This window comes from Microbacterium sp. P03, assembly GCF_043556235.1.
Taxonomy (GTDB): domain Bacteria; phylum Actinomycetota; class Actinomycetes; order Actinomycetales; family Microbacteriaceae; genus Microbacterium.
This window is the reverse complement of record NZ_JBIGIM010000002.1, coordinates 231,710-256,144: the sequence shown is the minus strand read 5'-3', so window position 1 is coordinate 256,144 and position 24,435 is coordinate 231,710. Positions and strand designations below refer to the sequence as shown.

The 24,435-nt window shown below is 68.0% G+C and carries 20 protein-coding genes and 1 pseudogene; 7 read left to right on the top strand and 14 right to left on the bottom strand.

What is annotated here, in order from left to right; all coding sequences use genetic code 11:
• Positions 1-2 precede the first annotated feature (2 nt).
• Positions 3-1,199 (bottom strand): ABC transporter ATP-binding protein, encoded by a 1,197-nt coding sequence (locus tag ACFXOO_RS08350; protein ID WP_394563316.1) that lies wholly within the window; start codon positions 1,197-1,199, stop codon positions 3-5.
• Positions 1,199-2,113, bottom strand: a complete 915-nt coding sequence (locus ACFXOO_RS08345; protein WP_378841045.1) for an ABC transporter permease — start codon at positions 2,111-2,113, stop codon at positions 1,199-1,201. The genes ACFXOO_RS08350 and ACFXOO_RS08345 overlap by 1 nt, the downstream gene beginning before the upstream one ends.
• Before the next feature lie 143 nt (positions 2,114-2,256).
• On the opposite strand from ACFXOO_RS08345, the gene ACFXOO_RS08340 reads away from it, so the two are divergent.
• Complete coding sequence (locus ACFXOO_RS08340) at positions 2,257-3,105, top strand: NAD-dependent epimerase/dehydratase family protein (protein WP_394563315.1); 849 nt, start codon at positions 2,257-2,259, stop codon at positions 3,103-3,105.
• A 15-nt stretch (positions 3,106-3,120) separates the two neighbouring features.
• On the opposite strand, the gene rfbA is transcribed toward ACFXOO_RS08340, so the two are convergent.
• Positions 3,121-3,996: a glucose-1-phosphate thymidylyltransferase RfbA gene (rfbA, locus tag ACFXOO_RS08335; protein WP_378841050.1), complete on the bottom strand. Its 876-nt coding sequence runs from the start codon at positions 3,994-3,996 to the stop codon at positions 3,121-3,123.
• 125 nt (positions 3,997-4,121) lie between these two features.
• Between rfbA and rfbB the strand changes: the two genes are divergently transcribed.
• Positions 4,122-5,120, top strand: a complete 999-nt coding sequence (rfbB, locus tag ACFXOO_RS08330; protein ID WP_378841053.1) for a dTDP-glucose 4,6-dehydratase — start codon at positions 4,122-4,124, stop codon at positions 5,118-5,120.
• A pseudogene (locus ACFXOO_RS08325) lies at positions 5,117-5,671 on the top strand (dTDP-4-dehydrorhamnose 3,5-epimerase family protein); the annotation flags it as partial. The gene rfbB and the pseudogene ACFXOO_RS08325, both read left to right, overlap by 4 nt.
• A gap of 104 nt (positions 5,672-5,775) precedes the next feature.
• Here ACFXOO_RS08325 and ACFXOO_RS08320 read toward each other — a convergent pair.
• The 7 genes from ACFXOO_RS08320 to ACFXOO_RS08290 form a co-directional block, all read right to left on the bottom strand.
• Positions 5,776-9,240, bottom strand: a complete 3,465-nt coding sequence (locus ACFXOO_RS08320) for a hypothetical protein (RefSeq protein ID WP_394563314.1) — start codon at positions 9,238-9,240, stop codon at positions 5,776-5,778.
• A 101-nt stretch (positions 9,241-9,341) separates the two neighbouring features.
• Positions 9,342-10,481: a glycosyltransferase gene (locus ACFXOO_RS08315; protein WP_378841058.1), complete on the bottom strand. Its 1,140-nt coding sequence runs from the start codon at positions 10,479-10,481 to the stop codon at positions 9,342-9,344.
• A 7-nt stretch (positions 10,482-10,488) separates the two neighbouring features.
• A complete protein-coding gene (locus tag ACFXOO_RS08310; RefSeq protein WP_394563313.1) occupies positions 10,489-11,955 on the bottom strand; it encodes an LCP family protein in 1,467 nt (488 codons plus the stop codon).
• Positions 11,952-12,419 carry a 5-(carboxyamino)imidazole ribonucleotide mutase gene (purE, locus tag ACFXOO_RS08305; protein ID WP_378841477.1) on the bottom strand — a complete coding sequence of 156 codons (468 nt, stop codon included), beginning with the start codon at positions 12,417-12,419 and terminating at the stop codon, positions 11,952-11,954. The genes ACFXOO_RS08310 and purE overlap by 4 nt, the downstream gene beginning before the upstream one ends.
• Before the next feature lie 118 nt (positions 12,420-12,537).
• Entirely contained in the window at positions 12,538-13,674 is a 1,137-nt protein-coding gene (locus ACFXOO_RS08300) for a 5-(carboxyamino)imidazole ribonucleotide synthase (RefSeq protein ID WP_394563312.1), read from the bottom strand.
• Between the two features lie 63 nt (positions 13,675-13,737).
• The gene (locus tag ACFXOO_RS08295; protein ID WP_378841067.1) at positions 13,738-14,301 is read right to left on the bottom strand and encodes a PH domain-containing protein; all 564 of its coding nucleotides are present in this window, start codon (positions 14,299-14,301) and stop codon (positions 13,738-13,740) included.
• Between the two features lie 65 nt (positions 14,302-14,366).
• Positions 14,367-15,161, bottom strand: coding sequence for a biotin--[acetyl-CoA-carboxylase] ligase (locus ACFXOO_RS08290; RefSeq protein WP_394563311.1), 795 nt, complete (start codon positions 15,159-15,161; stop codon positions 14,367-14,369).
• Positions 15,162-15,305: 144 nt separating this feature from the next.
• On the opposite strand from ACFXOO_RS08290, the gene ACFXOO_RS08285 reads away from it, so the two are divergent.
• On the top strand, positions 15,306-16,895 hold the full coding sequence (locus tag ACFXOO_RS08285) for an acyl-CoA carboxylase subunit beta (protein ID WP_394563310.1): 1,590 nt from the start codon (positions 15,306-15,308) through the stop codon (positions 16,893-16,895).
• Positions 16,892-17,158, top strand: coding sequence for an acyl-CoA carboxylase subunit epsilon (locus ACFXOO_RS08280; RefSeq protein ID WP_394563309.1), 267 nt, complete (start codon positions 16,892-16,894; stop codon positions 17,156-17,158). The genes ACFXOO_RS08285 and ACFXOO_RS08280 overlap by 4 nt, the downstream gene beginning before the upstream one ends.
• 362 nt (positions 17,159-17,520) lie before the next feature.
• Here ACFXOO_RS08280 and ACFXOO_RS08275 read toward each other — a convergent pair whose 3' ends face one another.
• From ACFXOO_RS08275 to ACFXOO_RS08260, 4 genes are read right to left on the bottom strand one after another with little or no spacing between them, the layout of a single operon-like run.
• On the bottom strand, positions 17,521-18,588 hold the full coding sequence (locus ACFXOO_RS08275) for a hypothetical protein (RefSeq protein ID WP_378841078.1): 1,068 nt from the start codon (positions 18,586-18,588) through the stop codon (positions 17,521-17,523).
• A complete protein-coding gene (locus ACFXOO_RS08270) occupies positions 18,585-19,847 on the bottom strand; it encodes a sensor histidine kinase (protein WP_378841080.1) in 1,263 nt (420 codons plus the stop codon). The genes ACFXOO_RS08275 and ACFXOO_RS08270 overlap by 4 nt, the downstream gene beginning before the upstream one ends.
• A complete protein-coding gene (locus tag ACFXOO_RS08265) occupies positions 19,828-20,490 on the bottom strand; it encodes a response regulator (protein ID WP_378841083.1) in 663 nt (220 codons plus the stop codon). The genes ACFXOO_RS08270 and ACFXOO_RS08265 overlap by 20 nt, the downstream gene beginning before the upstream one ends.
• A 9-nt stretch (positions 20,491-20,499) precedes the next feature.
• Positions 20,500-21,855: a class I SAM-dependent RNA methyltransferase gene (locus tag ACFXOO_RS08260; RefSeq protein ID WP_394563308.1), complete on the bottom strand. Its 1,356-nt coding sequence runs from the start codon at positions 21,853-21,855 to the stop codon at positions 20,500-20,502.
• A 60-nt stretch (positions 21,856-21,915) separates the two neighbouring features.
• Between ACFXOO_RS08260 and ACFXOO_RS08255 the strand changes: the two genes are divergently transcribed.
• Together ACFXOO_RS08255 and ACFXOO_RS08250 are read left to right on the top strand one after the other, a co-directional pair.
• Positions 21,916-22,554, top strand: a complete 639-nt coding sequence (locus ACFXOO_RS08255) for a Maf family protein (RefSeq protein ID WP_394563307.1) — start codon at positions 21,916-21,918, stop codon at positions 22,552-22,554.
• Between the two features lie 97 nt (positions 22,555-22,651).
• Entirely contained in the window at positions 22,652-24,418 is a 1,767-nt protein-coding gene (locus ACFXOO_RS08250) for an acetyl/propionyl/methylcrotonyl-CoA carboxylase subunit alpha (protein WP_378841089.1), read from the top strand.
• Positions 24,419-24,435 lie beyond the last annotated feature (17 nt).

Below are 24,435 nucleotides of genomic sequence, written 5' to 3'. Positions count from 1 at the left end.
CTTCAGCTCGCGGCGGTGATCCGGGCCGCGACGGAGCCGAGGGTGGTCGTGTCGGAATGGACCGTGAACATCCGCCCCTGCATGAGGACGTGCGAGTTGATGTCGATGACCTCGGACACGTTGGCATTGATGTAGTACTGACCTGCACCCAGATAGACGTTCTCTATCCTGAAGTCGACGTGGGAGTCGCCTTCATCGATTGCCGGCAAGCTGATGCCGAGTCGCTCCGTATTCGAGGCGATGGTCATCTGACCCGTCACCGTATCGATGCTGAACCCCGCCGCCCAGCGTGGCATCGCCTGGTGAGCATGCACGTGGATCCGAAGCGTCAGCGGCTCCCCCACGCCGACTCCAACGACCTCGTGCCCTCGGTCGTCGTGCAAGGTGATGGCCGTCACCTCGATCATCTTCTCGGCTGCGCGCTCGTGCAGTTCTCCGAGCCTTCGGCCCTCGAGAACATCGCGGAGCGCCGCGACGCCCTGATTGACATCGCCGTCGAACACGATATGACCGTCCTTGAGCACCACGGCCCGGTCACAGAGTTCCTGCACCTGTGATGCGGAATGTGAGACCAGGATGATCGTGCGCCCTTCAGACCTGAACTGGGCGATACGCTCCATGCATTTCCGCTGGAACGCCTCGTCACCGACCGCGAGCACCTCGTCGACCAGCAAGACGTCCGGATCGGTGTGGATGGCGACCGCGAAGGCGAGGCGGACGAACATCCCCGACGAATAGAACTTGACCTGCGTGTCGATGAAGTCGCCGATGCCGCTGAACTCATGAATGGCATCGAATTGATGATCAACCTGTTCGCGGCTCAGTCCCAGGATGGCCGCATTCAGGTACACGTTCTCGCGTCCGCTGAGATCCGGATGGAAACCAGCACCCAGCTCCAGCAAGGCAGCCGTGCGCCCGCGGCTGGAGATGGTGCCCGTCGTCGGGGCCAGGATGCCACCGATCAGCTTCAGCAGCGTGCTCTTGCCTGAACCGTTGGCGCCGAGCAGCCCCACCGTGGTACCGGCCTGAATATCGAGCGAGACGTGATCGACCGCGGTGAACCGCTCTCGATGCTCTCGCCCCAGTCTGCCGAGGTGGACAACGCGATCCTTGAGGGTGTTGTCTTTGCGGACCTGGAACGTCTTGGACACATCTTCCACCCGTACGACGACGGGGCCCGGCTTGTTGGCGACGACCATCACATCTCCTGCGCGAAGTTACCCTGCAAGCGCTTGAACACTCGATGGGCGAGAAAGACGAGCACGACCCCGATGAGAAACGCGATGAGCATGCGGAGCCCGAGGTTGGCCGGGTAATCATCAACAGTGCCACCGGACCAGAAGGCGCGATGGAAGCCGAGAACGCCGAGCGTGATCGGGTTGTTCTGGTAGATCTCGAATACCCAAGCGGGCAGATCGAAGCTCGCGAACGCGCTCTTCACCATCTGCCATGAGTAGACGATCGGCGAGGCCCACATGGCGAGCATCACGACGAGATCCAGTAAGTACTGCACGTCTCGGAGATAGACGTTGACCGCCGAGAGGAACAGCCCGATAGCCAGTCCGTAGACGAAGATCAGGGCCACGGACGGGAAGAACCACAGCATGTCCCACAGGTTGGACGGAAGCGCGCGGAAGATGGCGGCCGCGGCGAGGAGCACGAGACACTGCACCAGGAACATGAAGCCGGCGCCACCGATGCTGGCGAGCGGGAAGATCTCGCGTGGGAGGTAGATCTTCTTGACCAGCCCGGAGTTGCCGAGGATGGAGCCGGTGGAACCCACCACCATCTCAGCGAACAGCCCGTAGAGCGTCAGCCCCGCGAACAGGTAGACAGCGAAGTTGGGCACGCCTTCTGCCGCGCGCAGAAACTTCCCCAACACCACGTAATACATGAGGAAGACGATGATCGGACGGATCACCGTCCACAGAAAACCGAGGACGCTATCCCGATAGCGCGCTTGAAGGTCTCGGCGCACGAGCAGAGACAGGAGCTCACGCCGCTGGAACAGCTCTCTGATCTTGCCGCCGGCCACGTCCAGCTTCAGCCCGGACGCATCCGTACGCGTGAACTGCGTAGCGGCCAGCCGCTCGTATCGAGGTTTCGTATCCACCGCGCTCCCACGTCTTTCAGCCAACCTGCTCACCCTAATACAGGGCGTCTGACAGATCGCCCATGGGTGTCGCGCTCCGGGAATCGGATATCCTCTCACCGACGTCCGCAGTCCGATGGACGCGCGATGGAAATGGTGAAGCGTTGACAAACCCCTCTCGCTCTGGCGTCGTGGTCACCGGCGCCGGTGGCTACCTCGGTCCTCATGTGGTGAAGGCGCTGATCGACCGCGGGCACGACGTGCTCGCGGTTGTCCGCCCGGGTTCTTCTGCAGCGACGGATCCTCGCGCCGCACGTGTCGAGATCGACTTCCTGTCCCCCGACTTCGATGAGAGCACGTGGGGATCTGCGGAGGCGATCGTCCACCTGGCCTGGCAGGACGGGTTCGTGCACAATTCGCCGGCACACCTGGGCCAACTCTCCGCTCATTACCGATTTCTCACCGCAGCAGCGGCGGCGGGATGCCCGCGGATCGTCGCCCTGGGCACGATGCATGAGGTCGGCTACTGGGAGGGAGCGATCGACGCGACCACGCCCACCAGCCCGTCGTCCTCGTACGGAATCGCCAAGGACGCCCTTCGGCGCGCCCTGCCCCTCGCCGTTCCCTCAGCCACGAGTCTCGCCTGGGCGAGGGCGTACTACATCTACGGCGACGACCGCCGGAGCAACTCCATCTTCAGAAAGCTGTTGGAAGCCGCGGACGCGGGAAAGACGGTGTTCCCGTTCACCTCCGGCAAGAACCTGTACGACTTCATCCGCGTCGAGGAGCTGGGGCGTCAGATAGCGGCGCTCACGGACGCCCCCGATGTCGTCGGCACGCTGAACTGCTGCTCCGGCGTGCCGGTCTCTCTTGCGGACAAGGTGGAGGAGTTCATCAGGGACAACGACCTCCCGCTCTCTCTCGAGTACGGAGCCTTTCCCGACCGTCCTTACGACTCTCCCGGAGTTTGGGGAGACGCAACGGTCATCGACGAGGTGATGGCGAGGGGCTGAAGTCCCGTCCGCTCGTCAGCGGATCGCGCCGCGCTCGACGATCTCGAGCAGGTACTTGCCGTATCCGCTCTTCACCAGCGGACGCGCGCGTTCCCGCAACTCGTCGTCGCTGAGGAACCCCATCCGCCAGGCGACTTCCTCCGGAGATCCGATCGAAAGGCCCTGACGCTTCTGCACGGTGCGGACGAACTCCGTGGCCTCGTTCAGGGAGTCGAACGTCCCCGTGTCGAGCCAGGCCGTTCCCCGAGGGAGGATCTGGACCTTCAGATCGCCTCTTTCCAGGTAGACACGGTTGAGGTCCGTGATCTCCAACTCACCGCGAGCCGAGGGGCGGAGGTTCTTCGCGATCTCGACGACGTCACTGTCGTAGAAGTAGAGACCGGGGATGGCGTAGTTGCTCTTCGGCTGAGAGGGCTTCTCCTCGATCGACAGCGCTTTCCCCTGTGCGTCGAACTCGACCACACCGTACGCCGTGGGATCCGCTACCCAGTATCCGAACACGGCAGCACCGCTGAGATCAGAATACTCCCTGAGATGCGACCCCATTCCAGGGCCGTAGAAGATGTTGTCCCCCAGGACCAGCGCCACCGAGTCGTTACCGATGTGGTCGGCTCCGAGCGTGAATGCCTGAGCCAATCCGTCCGGTGACGGCTGCTGCGTGTAGGTGAGCGAGATCCCGAATTGCGAGCCGTCTCCCAAAAGTCTCTGGAACTGCTCCGCGTCCTGCGGCGTCGTGATGATCAGGATGTCGCGGATGCCCGCAAGCATCAGCGTCGTCAACGGGTAATAGATCATCGGCTTGTCGTACACCGGCACGAGCTGTTTGGAAATGCCGAGTGTGATCGGGTGGAGGCGAGAGCCGGTGCCCCCCGCAAGAACGATGCCGCGCATGAAGCCAGTCTCATCGATCGGGCGCATCGAGACAAGTCAGCCGCCCGCGGCGAGCCCGCACGCCCCGCAGGGCCGGACGCGCTTCCCGGCGGGAAACGAGCGCGGCACCGGGTAAACTCCGCGGAATGGATAACCTTCTTGTGACCGGCGGCGCGGGTTTCATCGGATCGGACTTCGTGCACTACGTGCTCGCCAACACCGATAGTGCCGTTACCGTCCTGGACAAACTCACCTACGCCGGCAGCCTCGCTTCGCTCGAGGGCCTCCCCGAGGATCGGTTCCGCTTCGTCCAGGGCGACATCTGCGACGCGGAACTCGTGAACGCATTGTTCGCTGAGCATGATGCCGTGGTCCACTACGCCGCGGAATCGCACAACGACAACTCGCTCAGCGGTCCTGCGCCGTTCGTGCAGACCAACCTCGTCGGCACCTTCACCCTGCTCGAAGCCGCCCGGGCGACGGGCGTCCGCTACCACCACATCTCCACCGATGAGGTGTACGGCGACCTCGATCTCGATGACCCCGAAAGATTCACGGAACACACTCCCTACAACCCGTCGAGCCCGTACTCATCGACGAAGGCGGGCTCCGATCTCCTCGTGCGCGCGTGGGTTCGGTCGTTCGGGGTGCAGGCGACGATCAGCAACTGCTCCAACAACTACGGTCCGCGCCAGCACGTCGAGAAATTCATTCCGCGTCAGATCACCAACGTGATCGATGGTGTCCGCCCACGGTTGTACGGGGACGGCCGCAACGTCCGCGACTGGATCCACGCGGACGATCACTCGTCGGCGGTCTTGCGCATCCTCGAGCGCGGGACGATCGGAGATACCTACCTCATCGGCGCCGACGGGGAGAAGTCCAACCGAGACGTCGTGGAGATGATCCTCTCCACTATGGGTCAGCCGTCTGACGCGTACGACCTCGTCGTGGATCGCCCCGGCCACGATCGCCGCTATGCCATCGACTGGACGAAGCTGCGCGACGAGCTGGATTGGGAGCCCGAGTTCCGCGACTTCGGCGCGGGTCTGGAGGCGACGGTCGCCTGGTACCGCGACAACGAATCGTGGTGGCGGCCGCAGAAGGCCGAAGCTGAGGCCAAGTACGCGATCGTGGGGCAGTGAGCATGGAGTACGGTAAGGCGCTCGCCGCCCATGAGACGACGATTCCCGGCCTCCTCCTCCTCGATCTCCCCGTGCACGGCGACAACCGCGGCTGGTTCAAGGAGAACTGGCAGCGGGAGAAGATGATGACACTCGGTCTGCCCGATCTCGGGCCGGTCCAGAACAACATCTCGTTCAATCGCAACGTGGGGACCACTCGCGGCATTCACGCCGAGCCGTGGGACAAGTTCATCTCGGTAGCGACCGGACGCGTGTTCGGCGCCTGGGTGGACCTGCGCGCGGGCGACGGCTTCGGCCGCGTGTTCACCACGGAGATCGATCCGTCGAAGGCCATCTTCGTTCCCCGTGGTGTGGGCAATTCATTCCAGACCCTCGAACCCGACACGGCATACACCTACCTCGTGAACGACCATTGGACGCCGCAGGCGCGATACACGTTCCTGAATCTCGCCGATGAGACGACCGCGGTGCCGTGGCCGATCCCGCTCGACCAAGCCGATCTCTCGGACAAGGACCGCCAGCATCCGCGTCTCGCAGATGTGACGCCGATCGCCTGACTCCCGTTCGCTCGAACCGGAGGAACGTGCCGGTCGGCCTGAACGTGGCCGCCGCCGATGGCGGAACGCACGTACTCCGCGAAGTGGTCCCTCTCACCTCACCCGAGTGTGCCGTTGGGAACCACCCAGACCTTCGGCGGAACACCGTAAGCCGCTGAGATCCATGCACGAGTGGCATCGTCTGCGACCGGAGACAGCCCCCCCGACACGAGGTAGACCTGAGAGTCGGACTGCTCGCGGACGAAGTGAGGTCGTGACTCTGATCCGGCAGACGGCAGACCTTCGGATCCCCGGGGGCCGATAGCGACGAAGGCCCGCGGGGCATAGTCGGCGGCGTTGATCGCAAGCCATCCCTCGGTGGTCAGCACGAAAGACTGAGACCCCGTCGATATCCGTGTCGGGAGATCGCCTTGACTCGTCAGGAGGTCCACCGACGCGGGTGAGATCGCCCAGGCGGCGGAGATCACGGCGCCGACGCGACTCGCCGGGGGGACGGTGAACGCGCGCCCGTCGCCGGTGACCACGCGCACATCACCCGCCCGGTCGTCGTATACCCCGGCGACCGCGACCGGGGGTCCGATTCGAAGCTGCGCAAGGAGCTGGGTCGATACGGATGTCGCCGCACCGCCGATGCCGTACACCGCGAGCACCCGGGGATCGGGTACCTCGCGCCGCGTACCGCTCTGTACCAGCCACACGAATCCATCAGCGGACCGCAGGAGCGGAGCGAGAGCGCCACCATCGGCGAGTGCTCCGAGCTGCGCTGCCGAAAGCGTCCGCAGCGTGGCGCAGTCCTTGCCGAAATCTGGCACCGCACCGCACCCGCTCATGCGGAAGCGGGTGGCTCCGTCGATCAGGTACACCGCGCCCACCGCGTCCCGCACGATCATGTCGTGATTGATCTTGATACCGGACAGCGCTCCGCTGACGAGAGTCCACACCTTGGGCGGCACACCGTAGACGGATGTGATCGTCGCTCGCTCCGATGCACCGGACACGGGCTGAGCAGCGCCGCCGGACACCAGGTACTCCTGCCCGCTCGCGTCGTCTTTCACGAAGTGCGGGCGCTGCTCGTTCGCAGCCACCGTGATCCCCGACCACGCTTTGGATGGCAGCTGCGTGAACATCGCGTCCCCGCCGTACGCCGCCGCGGACACTTCGAGCCAACCCTCCCGGGTGAGCACGAACGACCTCCCATCGCTGCGCAGACGTGACGGCAGGGCGCCCTCGACGGTGACCTTCGCGTAGCTGGCGGCCGTGAGCGCACGGACGCCACTCGCGACCGAACCGACGAACTGCTCGACAGTCAGCGTGTATTCTCCCGCAGGAGTTCCGACGAGGCGAGCCGACGCCCCATCGGAGTAGACCCCGGCCCCCAGGACGGGTTCTCCTACCGGAATCTTCGCGACGGTGGCTGCGGAGACGGCGCTTGTCGATGACGGGATGCCGTACACCGCGAGGATCGAGGGGTCCAGCACCTGCCGAAGCCGGCCGCCCTGAGCGAGCCAGATCGTCCCGGCAGGAGTTCGCACCAGCGCCTGCAGGGTGCCCGCGTTCGCGTAGCCGGCGAGTTTCGTATCGCTGACGAGAGGGAGCGAGGCGCAGTTCCCACCCCACGACGACACCTGAGCGCAGTCACGGAGACGATAGACGCGTGCTCCGTCGAGGAGGTAGAAGAGTCCTGCGCTCGTGCGCACCAGACCTTCCGGCGTCGTGACGTCGCCGATCGTGCCGTCCAGACCGACCCACACGCGCGGATTGACTCCGAACGTCCGGGTGATCCACGTCTGATCCGAGGCCGAGACGGCCTGGATGCTGCCGCCCGAAACAAGATAGGTCTGAGTGTCCGATCGTTCGCGGATGAAGTGTGGTCCGGTCACCCGCCCCGCGGATGGGAGCCCCGTGGCCGCTCCCGCCGGCAGTGTCGCGTAGGTCAATCCGGCTGGGTACTCTGCCGCCGACACCTCCAGCCAGCCACCCTCGAGCATCACATACGACGTGCCGCCCGCGGTCATCCGCACGGGCATCGGAGCTTTCGCCCGCAGATAGGCGAAGGATTCGGCAGTGAGCTCCCACGCGTTCTGCGCAAGTGCCGTGCCGCTCGCTGCATCGGGCAGGACGTAGGTGCCGCCGTCCGTCTGCAGCCGGTAGTTCGTCGCATTCCGGTACACCCCCGCACCGATGACGGGGGATGACGTCGGGTAGTCGGCGACCATGGCAGCAGAGATGCTCGTCGACAGCGCGAGAATGCCGTACCGCGAGAGCAGCCCGAGATCGACCACCTGCCTGCGCGAACCGCTCTGCACGAGCCACGAGGCTCCGTTCGAGCTGACGACACGCTCGAGCCAGCCGCCATCGCCGTAACGTGCTACCTGGGCATCACTGGCTACCGGCAGGGCTGCGTAGTCCCACCCGAAGTCAGACACCTGCGCCGCGTCGCGCAGTCGCAGCCGCCGGCCACTGTCGAGGGCGTACACGATCCCGGTGTTCGTCCGTACGGCGCGATCGGCTGCGCCACGGTCCTGGTATGTCTCGATCTCCGACCTGCTCACGTCTCGCACTGCGGAGATCCACGTGAACTGTGCCGCGACTTCCGGCGTCCCGAGGCGCCATCGCCCGCCCTGGCTCACGAGGTAACGCTCCGAGGTCCCGGACACCTGCAGCACCTCCAGCAGCTCTCCCTGACCCGACCCGAACCAGTCGGTGAAGTACTGATAGAAGTTTCGGTTGCCGTACGCTCCGCACGCGTCTCCGATCCCGTAGCCCGCACGGATGGCCGATGCATTGGGCTGATACGGGGTGTAGTAGTACAGGTTCGCCGTGGCTTGATTCTGGATGTACACGGGCGAGGACCCGCACGCCGCGTTGGGGCTCCACCGGATGTTCCACGTCTTGCCCGGGGCGTACCAGGTGAAGTACTGACTCGTGCCAGGAGGGTTGGCGTAGCGTTTGAACTGCCAGGCGGCGCCGTACACCTGGTTGAAGAATCCGAAGTATCGGCTGTCGCATGCGGCTGTGTCGGGGCATCCCTGCCCCATGGCGATCTTGTACTGGAGACTGCTCGGGTTCGCGTCCGTGATGAGCGACTGCTCTTTCTGAAGCGTTGCGATCAGGACCTGGGGATTGATGCCGCAGGCTTGCGCCACTTTATAGATGATCGTCGAAGCGCGCTCCCGCGTTCCGCCCGAGTATGCACCGCACATCGCGTCCGGGGTCGTCGTTCGAGAGGTGTCGTACCAGTCCTTCAGGCACGTGTAACCGGATTGGCACGAAGGCACCCGTGCTTGCAGGAATGCTTGGATCTGTTCCGCACTCATCGTCGAGCTGTTGAAGAACACCGCGTCGCTGATGATGTTGCCGGCCTGGAACTTCGACAGATCCGCCGTCTTGACGATGTCGGTCGCGACGCCCGCCGACGACAACGACGCCACAGGCCGCGCGCTGTTCAGATCGGCCGCGGCAGGTTGGACACCCACACCGATCACCAGGGCGGCCACGGTGAGGAAGATGCTGCTGAAGGCGGCGAACCGCGTTCGAGCTCTCCTGGGGAAGAGGGCTGTCATGTGCCCAGTGTGGCGGATGTTACTGCTGATTACCAAAGTTTCTTGTGAGATCCGTGTTACGACACGCCGAAGACACGAAAGGCGTGGCCGATCTCCGCGACTCAGAGGTCGGCGTGCAGCTGCCAGACGCGCTCGGCGGCTTCCCGCCAGGAGAACGCCCGGCCGCGGTCGGCCGCGAGCACGGAGAGCTTCTCGACGGATGCTGCGGACCCGAGTCCGCTCGCGAGGGCCGCAGCGAGCGCCTCGGCGTCGTCGTCCGTGCGTTCGGCACCACCGACGAGCAGTCCCCCGTCGAGGATCATGTCGCGGTGCACGCGCGAGTCGACCGCGATGACGGGCACTCCCACGGCGAGCGCCTCGACGACGCGCCACGGAAAGACCATCCGGCGCGACGGTGCGAGATAGGCCACCGCGGCACCGAAGACAGCGCCGCGGTCACCCACGTCGAGTGCCCCGCGGACGTGCATCCGCCGCTCGGGGATGCCCGCGGCAGCGGCCAGTTCCACGATCGCAGCCTCATCGCCCTCGGGCGCATCGATCACGACGACGGGCAGATCGCCGCCCTGACGGGCGACCGCACGGAAGCCTTCCGCGAGCGCGTCCGAAGGCGCCGAGGAGCCGGAGAGCAACACGAACCCTTCGACGAGGTCGAGATCGCGCCGCCGGCCCACCTCGTCGGTGGGCACCGAGAAACCCGAGGGCGCGGCGCCCGAGATGACCCGGATGCGGTCGCCGAGCTTCGACAGCTCACTCAATCGGTCGGCCATCCCATGCGTCGGGACGACGACGGCGTCGGCGAACTTCACGGCGCGCTTCAGCATGCCCTTCTGCCACGTGATCATGCCGCGCGACAACTCGTCGGGCGACTCCCACGCGCGCAGATCCCACACCGTGACGACGGTCTGGTCGTGATCGTGCACCCGATCGTGCCGCACGAGCGGGGCGAACAGCGTCGGTGAGTGGATGAGCCCCCCACCCACCCCCGAGGGCACTCCCAGCTGCCACGCGCCGGCCAGCTCGCGCCGGGCCAGCGGGAGGGCGCGCATCTCGGCCAGCCCCGGCACGGCGTCGGTCGCGGCATCCCTCCGGTCGGTCGTCACCGCGGGGATGATGCCCGCGACCTCGCAATCGGACGGCGCTCTTGCGACGAGGGCGCGGGCGAGCTCGCGCGTGGCCGTCGCGAGATCGGGCTCGGTCGGGTGGACGAGCTGATCGAGGACGACGCGCAGGGTCGCGGTCACGGGCTTCTCAGCCCGCCGGCGCCGGCGTCGCCGTCGGCGGGTGCAGCGAATCGGCGACCATCTCGTGCACGTACGCGTAATCGGGGCGATCGGGATCGACGCCGTGCTCCGGAGTGAGCTCGATCGTCGTCACGGGCTGCTCCTTGGCCTTGAGTGCGAGGTCCGAGAGGAACGGCAGCAGGGACTGGGGCAGATCGGTCTGCAGCAGGTCGCGACCCGCAGCAGCGACATCCTGGAACCGGGTGAGCACATTGGTGGGGGTGAACTGCGACAGGATGGCCGTCTGCAGCTCGCGCTGACGCTTCATGCGGTCCCAGTCGCTGGTCGTGTAGCGCGAGCGGGCGTACCACTGCGCGGTGTCGCCGTCCATGTGCTGTTGGCCGACCTCGATCCAGCCGGTCGCCCAATCCTCGGCGGGCTGACCCTCGTATGCGGGTCCGCCACCCTCGGGGAGACGCTCGGTGACATTCATGTCGACTCCGCCGAGTGCGTCGACGAGGGAGGCGAAGCCGTCCATGTCGATGAAGACGTAGTACGGGATGCTGATGCCCAGCATGCCCTCGGCGGCATCTTTCGTCGCCTCGATCGCGGGGGTGGAACCGTTGGTCTCCGCATCGGGGTACAGGCCGGCGCCCTCGTCGTCGCGGCAGTTCTGCACGGCATTCGTGAGCTGGTTGATGCCGCTCCCCCAGCCGCAGCTCGACGAGCTCTTGCCCTGGAAGCCGTCGGGGTAGAGCTCCTGCATCGGACTTCCGTCCGCGAAGGGCGCATGCACCATGTCCCGGGGGATCCCGGTGATGGTCACCGACCCGCTGGTGGCGTTCACCGAGACGACCGAGATGCTGTCGTAGCGCATCGAGTCGCGGCCCTCGCCGCTGTCTGCGCCCAGGAGGAGGATGTTGTAGTACCCGTCGGAGGGCGGGACGGATGCTGCGCTGGCGCCGAAGATCGATCCGAGCGTGTCGCGCACGACCCCGGTGATCTGGGCGCCGTACGCCGCGGTGCCGCTCGCAAGCACCGTCAGGACGACGGCCAGTCCGGCGATACCCACCTTCGCCGCAGGACCGACCTTCACCAGACGGACGAGACGGATCGTATCGACGGCGAGGAAGGCCCAGAGCGCCGCGTAGCCGATGAGCAGTGCCTGCGCGAGGAGGAGGACGAACCAGTTGGTCGCGAGCGTGAAGAGCAGCGGCTGCCAGAGCAGCGCGCACAAGCCGGTCAGAATCACCAGCACCCACAGCAGAAGCGTGGAACCGAGCCCGAACCGACCCAGCTTGCGACTTCCGGCGAGGATCTGGGCCGAGCCGGGGATGAGGAAGTTCATGCCCACGAGCCACCATCCGCGGCGGGCCATGACCTGACGCGACGAGTGGTCGGGGTGGCGCAACGGCCTCTCCTCGAGGATCCATCCCTCGGTGATGCGCGGACTCGCACGCGGCTGCGGAGGTCGGGGCGGGCTCGTCACGCTCACAGCGACTCCTTCAGGCGGCGATTCTTCTCTTCGACCTGCGCCTCGAGGTCGCGCGCGTAGGACTCGACACGGTCGGCGATCGCGGCATCCGCGGTACCCAGGATGCGGGCCGCCAGCAGCCCTGCGTTCTTCGCGCCTCCGATGGCGACCGTCGCGACCGGGATCCCGGCGGGCATCTGGACGATGCTCAGCAGCGAATCCATGCCGTCCAGCGTGGCGAGGGGCACCGGCACACCGATGACGGGAAGCGCGGTGAGCGAGGCGAGCATGCCCGGCAGGTGCGCCGCGCCGCCGGCACCAGCGATGATCACTTTCAGGCCCCGCGAGCGCGCCTCGCGGCCGTAGCTCAGCAGCTTGTCGGGCGTGCGGTGCGCGGAGACGACCTCGACCTCATGGGCGATGCCGAATTCCGTCAGCGCCTTCGAGGCGTCGCTCATCACGCGCCAGTCGGAGTCGGAGCCCATCACCACACCGACCACGGGCGCGTCGGAAGAATTCACAGGCCGGGTCACTGCACCAGGCTAGGCCGCGAGGCTGGAAGATCCCCGCAACGGCGCGCAGCCCACTTGTCCGGCCGGCGCCTCAGCCGAGGAAGACGGATGCCGCGGCCCGAGCCTGATAGGCGACGTCGTCGAGGTCGTCTCCGACCGCTGTCACGTGCCCGACCTTGCGTCCCGGGCGGGGAGCCTTGCCGTACGTGTGGATCTTCGCGCCGGGGTGCGCGGCCATCGCCGCCGCGAAACGATCGTCCAGACCCCCGTCTTCGGGCCCACCGAGGATGTTCACCATCACCGACCAGGGCGCGGATGCCGAAGTGTCTCCGAGCGGCAGATCGAGCACGGCACGCAGGTGCTGCTCGAACTGGCTCGTGACGGCGCCGTCCTGGGTCCAGTGACCGCTGTTGTGCGGCCGCATGGCGAGTTCGTTGATCAGCACCCGCTCGTCCGTCGTCTCGAACAGCTCCACCGCCAGCATCCCCGTGACGCCGAGGCCTTCCGCGATCGCGACGCCGATTTCCGCAGCGACTTCCGTCAGCCGTTCGCCGCCGCGTGGCGCCGGGGCCAGCACCTCGGCGCAGACACCGTCGCGCTGCACGGTCTCGACCACCGGGTACGTCCGGATTTCGCCTGAGGGTCGCCGGGCGACCTGCTGGGCGAGCTCCCGCGTGAAATCGACGAGTTCCTCCACCAGCAGCGACCCGCCGCGTCCGTCCTCGGCGAGCGCTGCGAACCAGTCGTCCGCCTCGGTGCCGGCGCGGACGACGCGGACGCCCTTGCCGTCGTAGCCCCCGCGGGGGGTCTTCACGACCGCGCGCCCGCCGTGCCCGTCGATGAAGTCCTGCAGGGCCGACGCGTCATCGACGGCCGCCCAGTCCGGCTGCGGCATCCCCAGCTCCTCCAGGCGCGCCCTCATGAGGAGCTTGTCCTGCGCGTAGCGCAGCGCGTCGGGACCGGGATGCACCGAGACTCCTGCGGCCACCAGTGTCGCCAGAACCTCCTGCGGCACGTGCTCGTGGTCGAAGGTGAGCACGTCCACGTCCCGCGCGAACGGCAGCACGGTGGCGGCGTCGTGGTAATCGCCCACGGCGGTGGCCGCGAGCGCCGCGGACATTCCGGGCTGCTCCGCGAGCACACGCACCTCGATGCCCAATTCGACCGCAGGAGCGATCATCATGCGGGCCAGTTGGCCCCCTCCGACGATTCCGACGCGCAACGACATGGCGTTCCTTCCGACGATCCCATCCTCTCGCACGACACCGGCCTGCCGCAGCGTGCGCGCCTGTCAGCGTGCGGAAGGAAGCGGCGGCGGTGTCGGGTACGACTGGGCGTCGCGGTGGGCGAGGATCTGGTTGACCTCGACCTGATCGACGAGCGCTTCGTGGACCAGCGCGACGCTCGGCACATTCGCCATGCGCACCGGCTCATCGACGCCGTTGGACAGCGTGAGCGTGCCCGCACCCCACAGTCTCTGGATGGGTCCGCGCCGTTCGGCGATCGAGTAGCCGCGCACGTGCGACAGCTCGCGACGACGCGCCCGGAAGACGCCCGACCGCTCTATCGCACGACGCGTGGTGATCGTGTAGGTGTGGCTCCACCAGCTCAGGAACGGGAGGAGCACGAGGAAGAAGACGACGACGGATGCCGCAGCCAGCAGCATCCAGTTCTCGAAAGGCGCCGGCAGGTTGTCGTAGAAGTAACCCACCGCTCCCGAGACCGCGATCAGGACGAGAGCAGACCACACCAGGCGGCGCCCGTGGGTGTGAAAGCGCGCGATGCGCATCTCGGGCGTCGGCGCACCGGGGGCGGGCATGATGGGGCGCCCCCCGTAGGTCGTCGGCTGCGTCACCCCTCCATTGTGGCGCGCAGTGCGGACAGCGAGCTCACCCCACGCGCAGGGACGCGGTCATCGATTCAGCGGACGTGGACGACATCCCCGGCCGCGACGGGCGTCTCGATGTCGCCCGACACCACCACCAGTCGCCCCGCGGGATCGATGCGCTGGGCGCGCCCCGTCAGGCTCGACCCGTCCGGCAGGGCGACCCGCACATCCGACCCCAGGGTCGTGCACAGGGCCTCCACCTCGCCGAGCACACCTGACGCCGCCGCGTCACCGCCGCTCGCGTCCAGCGCCGTCAGCTGTTCGTCCAATGCGCGGAGGTAATCGGCGAGAAGGCGGTCCTCGTCGACCTCCAGTCCGAGAACGGCGAAAGAGGTGGCCGTCGCCACCGGCAGGTCGGCCTGTGTCATGCGTGTGTTCACGCCGGCGCCGATCACCACCGACTCCGGGTGCCCGGGCACGGCTTCGGCGAGGATCCCGCAGATCTTCGTGCCATCCACGAGGACGTCGTTCGGCCACTTGAGACCCGCCATGTTGCCGGTGCCGAGAAGCTGTGCGGAGACGGCGCGGGTCATGGCCGCCCCCGCGATCAACGGAATCCAGCCCCGAGACGGCGTCGGGAGCTCACCGACCTCGACCACGACCGACACCGCGAGCGCCGTCCCCGCGGGCGTCGTCCAGGAACGGTCGAGTCGGCCGCGGCCCGAGCGCTGGTCGGTGGTCAGCAGCACGGACAGGTGCGGCCAATCGCCGGCGCCGGCGGCCACGGCGGCCACCAGATCCGCGTTGGTCGAACCCGTCGTCTCGACGATGTGCACCCGCGGACTCACCGCGGCGGAGAGGGGATAGCCCTGGGCGGGGATCGGCATGAACTCACCCTACGCGTGCGGCTCGAGCGCAGCATCCGCCGTCCGCCGGCCCGCGCGGCGTTGCGCCGTATCGACAGCGGATCCGTCGTCGACTTGTACGCACCCTCCAACCAGACGATCACGGCGCTCGCTAGTGTGGATGGCGTGACCGATCAGCCCGACCTCTCCACGACCGCCGGCAAGATCGCCGACCTCCGCGAGCGCTACGACGAAGCCGTCGTCGCCGCCGAGGAGACCGCCCGCGCGAAGCAGGGTGCGAAGGGCAAGCTCACGGCACGTCAGCGCATCGAGCTGCTGGTCGACCCCGGCACCTTCGTCGAATTCGACGAGTACGTGCGTCACCGCACGACCGCTTTCGGCATGGACCGCAGCCGCCCGTACGGCGACTCGGTCGTCACCGGCGTGGGCACGATCCACGGCCGGGCGGTCGCGGTCTACGCCCAGGACTTCTCGACGTTCGGGGGCTCTCTCGGCGAAGTGGCCGGTGACAAGATCATCAAGATCATGGAGTACGCCCTGCGGGGCGGGATGCCCTGCATCGGGATGCTGGACTCGGGCGGAGCCCGTATCCAGGAGGGTGTCGTCGCCCTCGGCAAGTACGGAGAGATCTTCCGTCTGAACACCGCCGCCTCGGGTGTCATCCCGCAGATCTCGATCATCATGGGCCCTGCGGCGGGCGGCGCCGTCTACTCCCCCGCCCTCACCGACTTCGTCGTGATGGTCGACAAGACGAGCCAGATGTTCGTCACCGGACCGGATGTCATCAAGACCGTCACCGGCGAGGACGTCGGGATGGAGGAGCTGGGCGGCGCCTACACGCACAACACCCGCTCCGGCGTGGCGCACTACCTCGCGGAGGACGAGGACGACGCGCTCGACTACGTGCGCGCGCTCGTCGGCTTCCTGCCCGACAACAACATGGCCGAGATCCCGGTCTACGAGTCGGCGTTCGAGTGGGAGACCACAGACGCGGACCGCGAACTGAACTCGATCATCCCCGATTCGGCCAATCAGCCCTACGACATCCACGGCGTGATCCGTCACCTCGTCGACAACGAGGACTTCCTCGAGGTGCAGCCGTTGTTCGCCCCGAACATCGTCATCGGCTTCGGCCGCATCGACGGACGGTCCGTCGGCATCATCGCGAACCAGCCCTCGCAGATGGCGGGCACCCTCAACATCGAGGCGGGCGAGAAGTCCAGCCGCTTCGTCCGCTTCTGCGACGCGTTCTCGATTCCGATCGTCACGCTGGTCGACGTCCCGGGCTACCTGCCCGGCACCGACCAGGAGTGGACCGGCGTCATCCGGCGCGGCGCCAAGCTGCTCTACGCCTACGCCGAGGCGACCGTCCCCCTCGTGACGGTCATCCTCCGCAAGGCCTACGGCGGCGCGTACATCGTGATGGGCTCGAAGCAGCTCGGCGCTGACATCAACCTGGCGTGGCCGACCGCGGAGATCGCCGTCATGGGCGGTCAGGGCGCGGTGAACATCCTGTACCGGGGTGAGATCAAGAAGGCGGAGGAAGCCGGCGAGGACGTCGCGGCGGTGCGGATGCGCCTCGCGAACGAATACACGTACAACGTGGCATCCCCTTTCCTCGCCGCCGAGAGAGGCGAGCTGGACGGCATCATCGAGCCCGCGCAGACCCGTGTCGCGATCGCGAAAGCACTGCGCTCACTGCGAGGGAAGCGCGCCAGCATGCCCGCGAAGAAGCACGGTAACATCCCGCTATGACCGGGGGGAACGCACGCGCGACGGATGCCGCAGCCGCTGCGAACGCGTCGGAAAGGCCGCTGTCGATCGAGGTGCTGCGGGGGGATCCGACGCCCGAGGAACTCGCCGCGCTGATCGCCGTCGTGAGCGAGGCGTACGCCCGCGAGGCCGCCGATGCCGTGGCCGACGACCGCGGATCGCGGTCGGCGTGGGACCGTCGGCGCCGCGGTCTGCGCCAGCCCCTCACCCGCGGAAGCTCCACGTGGAGCGACTGGGCGAGCTGAGCGGAAAATGTCCCCCAAAGTACCTACATACGTTCCTCACGGAAACCCGACATACTGATTCTGCTGGAACGCTTCTGCGTTCGGTCGGCCTGGTCTGTCGTCCTGCGATGAGATCTCAGGTTCTGACCATGCGAGCGGTTTTCGGGTAACCGTTTCGCTGGGCGAGGGGTGTGCGGCTCAGCCGCCCCCCTCGCCTCCTTCATCTCCGTCCCCGCCGGAGGACGTCGGCGACCGGCGCCCGCTCGTCGGCGCAGACCCGATCGTCCGCGTCCGCGGGACGTCGCGGAGACCTGGGCGAACCCGGCGCGAGCGACGAGGTGTCACGCCGGAAGGTCAGGACGCGAGGCGTCGCGACGCGTCCGTCAGGACTCGCGGGCGTCGGGGTGGGAGATCTCCCGCCACAGATCGACCGAATCCTCATCGCTGAGTCCCGCCGACGACGCCGCACGACCCACCACCGTGATCGCCACGCGCTCGTGCGGAGATGTGCGGATGTACAGCCGCGCCGACGTGGCGTTGCGCAGCGTCTCGGCGAGCTCGGCGCGAATGGAGCGCAATGCGATCTCGCTGAGCTCGTCGAGGCCGCCCTCGTCGAGCACCGTGACGGTGGCGCCGCGACGGCGGGCGGCGCCGATCTCGGCGCGTACCGCGTCGTCGATCAGCCGCGGCCCGCGCATCTCGTCACGCAGCTGCCCTTCTGCGATCCGCGCCTCCAGCCGCTGAGCGGGGTCGAGGGCTCCGCCCGAGGCGACCGTGGCCATCAGCACCGGCCCGGCGACGAGGAGTGCGCGCTGCACCTGCACGCGGCGCTCGCGTTGGCGGACCGATTGGGAGGCCTGCCATGCGGATGCCGCCCGCTGCAGCTCTGCGAGACGTGTCGTGTCGCGCGCCGCCTTGCCCATGGAGCGGACCAGCAGCTGCGCGATGACCACCCACACGATCGAACCCACGAGGCCGAGCGCGAGTGCGTTCAGCGGTCCGAACCAGAACATCGCCGAGAGACCCATGATCGCCGTGCCCACCCAGGCCACCCACGCGCGGCGGCGCACCATCACGATCACCATGAGCACGCCGATGCCGCCGATGGTCCAGGTGGAGTAGCTCGCCGTGCGCGAATCCGGGCCCACCGCGTACGCGATCGCGTTGGGCACGGCAGCCGAGGCGAACAGAGCGAGGGCGCACGCCCAGCCGGGCAGGGGTGCCGGCCCGCGCAGACCCCGGGCAGGATCGGACGCCCGCTCACGCTCATGGTGTTCGGTGGGCTGACGCGTCCAGAAGAGGCAGACGGCGCAGATCCCGAGGAAGACCACCAGAGTGAGGTAGATGAGCCACGGCATCATGACGTCGCTCGGGGTCCAGAGCACCGCCCGTGCGGCGAAGTACACCATGAACGCGATGGCGAGGCCGCTGAGCACCTGACGGACGCTCATGACGCCTCCCGGTGTTCCCACTGCAGCGAGACCGTCGTGCCGTGCCCGTCCGGCGTGACCGTGGCCGTGCCGCCCACCGCGGCGATGCGGGCGATGATCGAGGCGCGGATCCCGAGGCGGTCCTCGGGCACGCGGTCCATGTCGAATCCGCCCCCCGTGTCGCTGACGACGATGCGCACGCCGGCGGGGTCCGCCGATCCGGACACCTCGACGCGCAGGCCTCGTCCTTCGGCGTGCTGGATCGCGTTGGCGATGGCCTGGGTAGACGCGAGCACGAGAGCGCGGGCGACCCGGCCGGGGAGGTCGGGTGTGCCGTCCGCGATGCGACGCCGGACGTTCAGGTCGACGCCCATGTCTCCCGCGTCGTTCTCGATCTCATCGGCGATCGCCGTGGCCGGGCGCGGGACGTCGCTCCCCTCGCCCGAATCGCGCTCGGCGTTGGCCAACCGGGTCAGCGCTTCGCGGGCCATGGCCACGGCCAGCGTGTGCTCCCTCGGGGTGTCCGCGCGCTCGGCCGAGATGAGGGCGGCCAGCACGCTGTCGTGCATCAGTGCCGCCACCGCGATGCGCTCCGATTCGGCGGCATCCGCCGCCGCCGCGTTCGCGTAGGAGGCGACCGCGCGGCCGCGGGTTTCGTCGACGTTCTCGGCGACGGAGCGGAACAGCCAGCCGAGGGTGAGCAGGATCGCGCCGAGGATGAGCGCGAACGAGACGTCGAGGATGAGGGCGCGGTAGTCGCCGTTCAGTCCGCCCTGGATGAGCCTGACGACGCCGAACAGGAGGGGTGCGACCGCCGTCCAGATGATCTGGAGCGGGAACGAGAACGCGAGCACCGCGGCCAGCGTGGCGATGTTGACGAGGTACCAGATCCACGGCTGGTTCTGCGTCGCGGGGACGACTCCGGCGGTGGCGAGGGGCCAAAGAGCGAGTGCGCCGACATAGAGGATCGCGAACACGCCGGCAGCGATCCGCACACCGCGGCCGATCGCGCACGCGACGATCATCGCGGCCAGGGGCACGAAGGTGATGAGGACGAGCGAGACATGCCATCCAGGCCTCTCGTCCCCCGGGCCCAGGGCGTTGAGGAAGGCCTGCACGCCGAGTGCGAGTGACCCGACACCCGCGGCGAGCGAGATGATCCGCTCGATCCGCTGGCGGGTGAACGAGCCCAGACCCGTGTTGATCTCGCGCGACTGCGAGATGTGCCCCCAGGCCTCATCGAGGACAGTGCTGTCGCCGTCAGCGGCCACCGTGATCATCACCCGATTCCGAGACGATGCCGTCCTCCATCGCGCGCTTGAGCAGATCGACCTTCGTGGGCGCCGGGCGACCCACCTCGACATACTTCACGCGCACACGGGTGATGTTCTCCTTCGCCGTGGAGAACGCGATCCCCAGCCGATCGGCGACGACCTTGAGCGGAAGTCCCGCGGCATACAGGCGCAGGACTTCCCGTTCGCGCACCGACAGCTGCGCGTCGCCGAAGGCGCGGTCGCCTTCGACGGCGCTCGCCCATTCGACGTTGTTCAGGAGTTCGCCGCGCGCGACCGTGCCGACGGCGGCGATCACGTCGTCGATGGGCGAGGCCTTGCTGACCACGCCCGCGGCCCCGGCCGAGAGCGCCTCGCGCACCGCCGCCGGGCGATCGGCCACGGAGTGGATGATGACGCTGGAGCCGTTGCGCACGAGGCGCGAAACGTTCTCGGTGACGGTCGACCCGTCACCGAGCGTGAGGTCAAGCACCACGACGTCAGCCGGCGCGGAGTCCGTGGTTTTGCGCCACTGGAGGTACTGGGCGACACCGGCTCCCGAGAAGACGACCTCTTCTTCGGCGCGGGCACACGCGGCGGCCAGCCCGAGCCGCACCGATTCGTGATCATCGATGAGTGCCACGCGTGTCATGCCGTCAGCCTAGTCAGGCGCACCGTCGCGCGTGAGTACCGCCACCGCTTCGACATGGTGGGAGTTCGGGAAGATGTCGAAGGCGGCGATGTCGGCGGCGACGTCGTAGCCACCCGCACGGAAGGTCGCGAGGTCGCGCGCCAGCGCCACCGGATCGCACGCGACGTACACGACGCGCGCGGGTGCCAGCTCGATCAGGCTTTCCACGACTTCGCGCCCTGCACCCGCCCTCGGCGGGTCGAGCACCGTGACGCCGCGCGAGATCCGTTCCCGCTCGACGGCGGATGCCTCGGCTTGGAGGCGCGCGAGGTAGCGATCGACCCGCGCCGTCTCGGCGCGCGCTCCGACCCACTCGGCGAGGTTCTCGCCGGCGTGCTCGGTGGCGCGTTCGTCCGATTCGACGGACGTGATGCGCGCCGACCGACCGGCGAGGTCTCCCAGCGCGGCCGCGAAGAGCCCGACCCCGCCGTAGAGGTCCAGGTGCGAGGCATCCGGATCGATGGCCGGCCCTGTGGGCCGGAGAGCGCGGAGGCCGGCCTTCACCTGCTCGCTCAGCGTGTAGGCGGCCAGCCGGTGCACCTGCCAGAAGCCCCCCGCGTCCACGCGGAAATCGCGTCCGGCGACGGTCTCGAGGACGACCTCGCGAGCCGTCGCGGGCTCGACGGGTGCAGGGCGTCGACGCCCGCGGGCGCGGCCGCGCGGAGGCTCGGCACGCGCGATCACGCGCACGCGCCCGTCGGACGGCTGCACCAGATCGATCCGACCCACGCCGTCGCCCCTCAGGTCCCGCGCGGCGCGCGCGATCGCGTCGGTCGCCAGCGGGTGGTCTTCGACCGGGATGACGCGATGCGATCGAGCGGCGAACGGGCCGACGGCGCCGTTCTCGTCGACGTGCAGGCTGAGGCGCGTGCGCCAGCCGGTGCCGTCGGAGTTCTCGATGGGCGCCGACCCGTCGTCGGCACTGGTCTCCCGGGCGGTCTGGATGGTGCTGCCCACCTGGAGCCTGCCGATCCTCTCGAGCGCGTCACGCAGAACGTCGTGCTTGAGCGCGCGCTGGTGCGCGAGGTCGATGTGGCCGAAGTCCGCTCCGCCCGGGCGACGGTCGGGCGCGATGTCGATGTCGGCGGCACGCCAGACGTGCGGGCGCCGATGCGGCGAGGCATCGAGCACCTCGAGCGCCTCACCCCGCCAGAACGACGGCTTGCTGACGTCCGTCAGCCGAACGCGCACGCGCTCTCCCGGCATGGTGTCCGGGACGAAGACGACCCGTCCCCGGCCTCCGTCCTCGTCGTCGATGCGCCCGACGAAGACGCCGCCGTGCGCGACCGCGGTGATGTCCAGGTCGATGAGCTCTCCGGATTCCATTCCCCGAGCATTCCACACCGCCCCGAGCCTCCTCGGCCCCGCTCCGTCTACCGTGGGGGCATGCGCGTGTGCCTGGCTTCGACCTCCCCTGCCCGACTGATGCTCCTGCGGCAGGCGGGGATCGAGCCCGACACGATGGCGCCGGACGTGGACGAGGAGGCCGTCATCGAGGCGGTCGAGGCCGCCGAGGGGCGGCTGCCGGCAGACGCGCACGTGCTCCTGCTGGCCCGCGCGAAGGCCGCCGACGTCGCCGCACGCCTCGCGCCGACGGATTTCGACGGCATCGTCGTCGGCGGGGACTCGATGTTCGAGATCGACGGCGAGATCCTCGGCAAGCCCTACACCGCGGACGCGGCGACCGCCCGCTGGCGGAGCATGCGCGGCCGCACGGGGGTGCTCCACTCCGGGCACAGCGTGTGGCGGGTGGCTCCGGGGATCCCTCCGGTGGAGGCCTTCGCGGTGACCGAAGCATCCGTCACCTTCGCCGCCGACGTGAGCGATGCCGAGATCGCGGCCTACGTCGCCACGGGCGAACCGCTCCTGGTGGCGGGCGCGTTCACCGTCGACAGCCTGGGTGGGGCGTTCATCGAACGCGTCGAGGGCGACCCGTCGACCGTGGTGGGCATGTCGCTGTCGACGGTGCGTCGGCTCGCCGGAGAGCTCGGCGTGCCGTGGCCGACGCTGTGGAACCGCGGCTGAACTGACCGCGGGTTTGTATGAGAAGAACCACGTATCCGCGTGGTTCTTGGAGGAGTCGGTCAAAGATCGCCCCCTGGCGGTGGATAGGCTGGCGTTCATGCCTCAGATCGCCAAGGTCCTGATCGCGAACCGCGGCGAGATCGCCGTCCGCGTCATCCGAGCCGCACGGGACTCTGGAAAGCTCTCCGTCGCCGTCTACGCCGATCAGGACCGCGATGCCATGCACGCGCGTCTGGCCGACGAAGCGTACGCGCTCGAAGGATCCACGAGCGCCGACACCTACCTCTCCATCGAGAAGATCCTCTCCATTGCACGGCGCTCCGGCGCGGACGCGGTGCACCCCGGGTACGGCTTCCTCGCCGAGAACGCCGACTTCGCCCGCGCGGTCATCGGTGCGGGCATGATCTGGATCGGTCCGACCCCCGACGCGATCGAGTCGCTCGGCGACAAGGTCACGGCGCGACACGTGGCCGAGAAGGTCGGAGCGCCACTCGCGCCGGGCACGCCCGGACCGGTCGCAGGCGCCGACGAGGTCGTCGCGTTCGCGGAGGAGTTCGGCCTGCCGATCGCCATCAAGGCCGCCTACGGCGGCGGTGGTCGCGGTCTCAAAGTCGCTCGCGAAATGGACGAGATCCCCGAACTGTTCGAATCAGCGACGCGCGAGGCCATTTCTGCCTTCGGCCGCGGGGAATGCTTCGTGGAGAAGTACCTCGACAAGCCGCGCCACGTCGAGACCCAGTGCCTCGCGGATGCCGCGGGCAACGTCGTGGTCGTCTCGACGCGTGACTGCTCGCTCCAGCGCCGTCACCAGAAGCTCGTGGAAGAGGCGCCCGCGCCGTTCCTCACCGACGAGCAGAACCGCATCCTCTACGAGTCTTCCAAGGCGATCCTCCGCGAGGTCGGCTACATCGGGGCGGGGACGTGCGAGTTCCTGATCGGAGCCGACGGCACGATCTCGTTCCTGGAGGTCAACACCCGACTGCAGGTGGAACACCCGGTCTCGGAAGAGGTCACCGGAGTGGACCTCGTGCGGGAGCAGTTCCGCATCGCCGAAGGCGGCACCCTCGACTACGGCGACCCGGCCCCGGTCGGTCACTCCATCGAGTTCCGCATCAACGGCGAAGACCCCGGCCGCGGCTTCCTCCCCCAGCCCGGGCCGATCCACGTCTTCAAGACGTTCGGCGGCCCCGGTCTGCGGCTCGATTCGGGCGTCACGGCGGGCGACTCGGTCAGCGGAGCCTTCGACTCGCTGCTGGGCAAGATCATCATCAGCGGCCGCGACCGCGCGGAGGCGCTGGAGCGGGCGCGGCGCGCGCTCGACGAGTTCGAGGTCGCGGGACTGCCGACGGTGCTGCCGTTCCACCGCAAGGTCGTCCGCGATCCGGCCTTCACCGCCGAGGACGGCCATTTCGGCATCTTCACGCGCTGGATCGAGACGGAGTTCGTCAACGACATCCCGCCGTGGGACGGCGAGCTCGAGAGCCCCAGCGCCGGAGAGTCACGGCACTCCGTCGTCGTCGAGGTGAACGGCAAGCGTCTCGAAGTGAGCCTGCCCGACCGCGTCGTCGTCGCTCCGAGCGCCATCGGGCGTCCCGCGGCCGTGCCGCCTTCTCGGCGCTCGCACGGCGCGACGGCCGCGGCCGGGGCATCCGGAGACGCGGTGAAATCGCCCATGCAGGCGACGGTCGTGAAGCTCGCCGTCGAGGACGGCCAGCAGGTCGTCAAGGGCGATCTGGTCGTCGTGCTCGAGGCCATGAAGATGGAGCAGCCGATCCAGGCCCACAAGGACGGCGTCATCGGCGGCATCAGCGCCGCACCGGGGATGACGGTCTCCGCCGGCCACCAGCTGCTGACCATCTCCTAGCGAGGCCGGTCGACCCC

What these genes read in the sequence shown, in the direction of transcription:
- ACFXOO_RS08280 (WP_394563309.1), top strand. Translation starts at nt 16,892, where the DNA reads ATGACCGGGGGGAACGCACGCGCGACGGATGCCGCAGCCGCTGCGAAC.
- ACFXOO_RS08250 (WP_378841089.1), top strand. Translation starts at nt 22,652, where the DNA reads ATGCCTCAGATCGCCAAGGTCCTGATCGCGAACCGCGGCGAGATCGCC.
- ACFXOO_RS08300 (WP_394563312.1), bottom strand. Translation starts at nt 13,674, where the DNA reads ATGTCGTTGCGCGTCGGAATCGTCGGAGGGGGCCAACTGGCCCGCATG.
- ACFXOO_RS08350 (WP_394563316.1), bottom strand. Translation starts at nt 1,199, where the DNA reads ATGGTCGTCGCCAACAAGCCGGGCCCCGTCGTCGTACGGGTGGAAGAT.
- rfbB (WP_378841053.1), top strand. Translation starts at nt 4,122, where the DNA reads ATGGATAACCTTCTTGTGACCGGCGGCGCGGGTTTCATCGGATCGGAC.
- ACFXOO_RS08275 (WP_378841078.1), bottom strand. Translation starts at nt 18,588, where the DNA reads ATGAGCGTCCGTCAGGTGCTCAGCGGCCTCGCCATCGCGTTCATGGTG.
- rfbA (WP_378841050.1), bottom strand. Translation starts at nt 3,996, where the DNA reads ATGCGCGGCATCGTTCTTGCGGGGGGCACCGGCTCTCGCCTCCACCCG.
- purE (WP_378841477.1), bottom strand. Translation starts at nt 12,419, where the DNA reads ATGGGCTCCGACTCCGACTGGCGCGTGATGAGCGACGCCTCGAAGGCG.
- ACFXOO_RS08270 (WP_378841080.1), bottom strand. Translation starts at nt 19,847, where the DNA reads ATGATCACGGTGGCCGCTGACGGCGACAGCACTGTCCTCGATGAGGCC.
- ACFXOO_RS08260 (WP_394563308.1), bottom strand. Translation starts at nt 21,855, where the DNA reads ATGGAATCCGGAGAGCTCATCGACCTGGACATCACCGCGGTCGCGCAC.
- ACFXOO_RS08255 (WP_394563307.1), top strand. Translation starts at nt 21,916, where the DNA reads ATGCGCGTGTGCCTGGCTTCGACCTCCCCTGCCCGACTGATGCTCCTG.
- ACFXOO_RS08265 (WP_378841083.1), bottom strand. Translation starts at nt 20,490, where the DNA reads ATGACACGCGTGGCACTCATCGATGATCACGAATCGGTGCGGCTCGGG.
- ACFXOO_RS08290 (WP_394563311.1), bottom strand. Translation starts at nt 15,161, where the DNA reads ATGCCGATCCCCGCCCAGGGCTATCCCCTCTCCGCCGCGGTGAGTCCG.
- ACFXOO_RS08320 (WP_394563314.1), bottom strand. Translation starts at nt 9,240, where the DNA reads ATGACAGCCCTCTTCCCCAGGAGAGCTCGAACGCGGTTCGCCGCCTTC.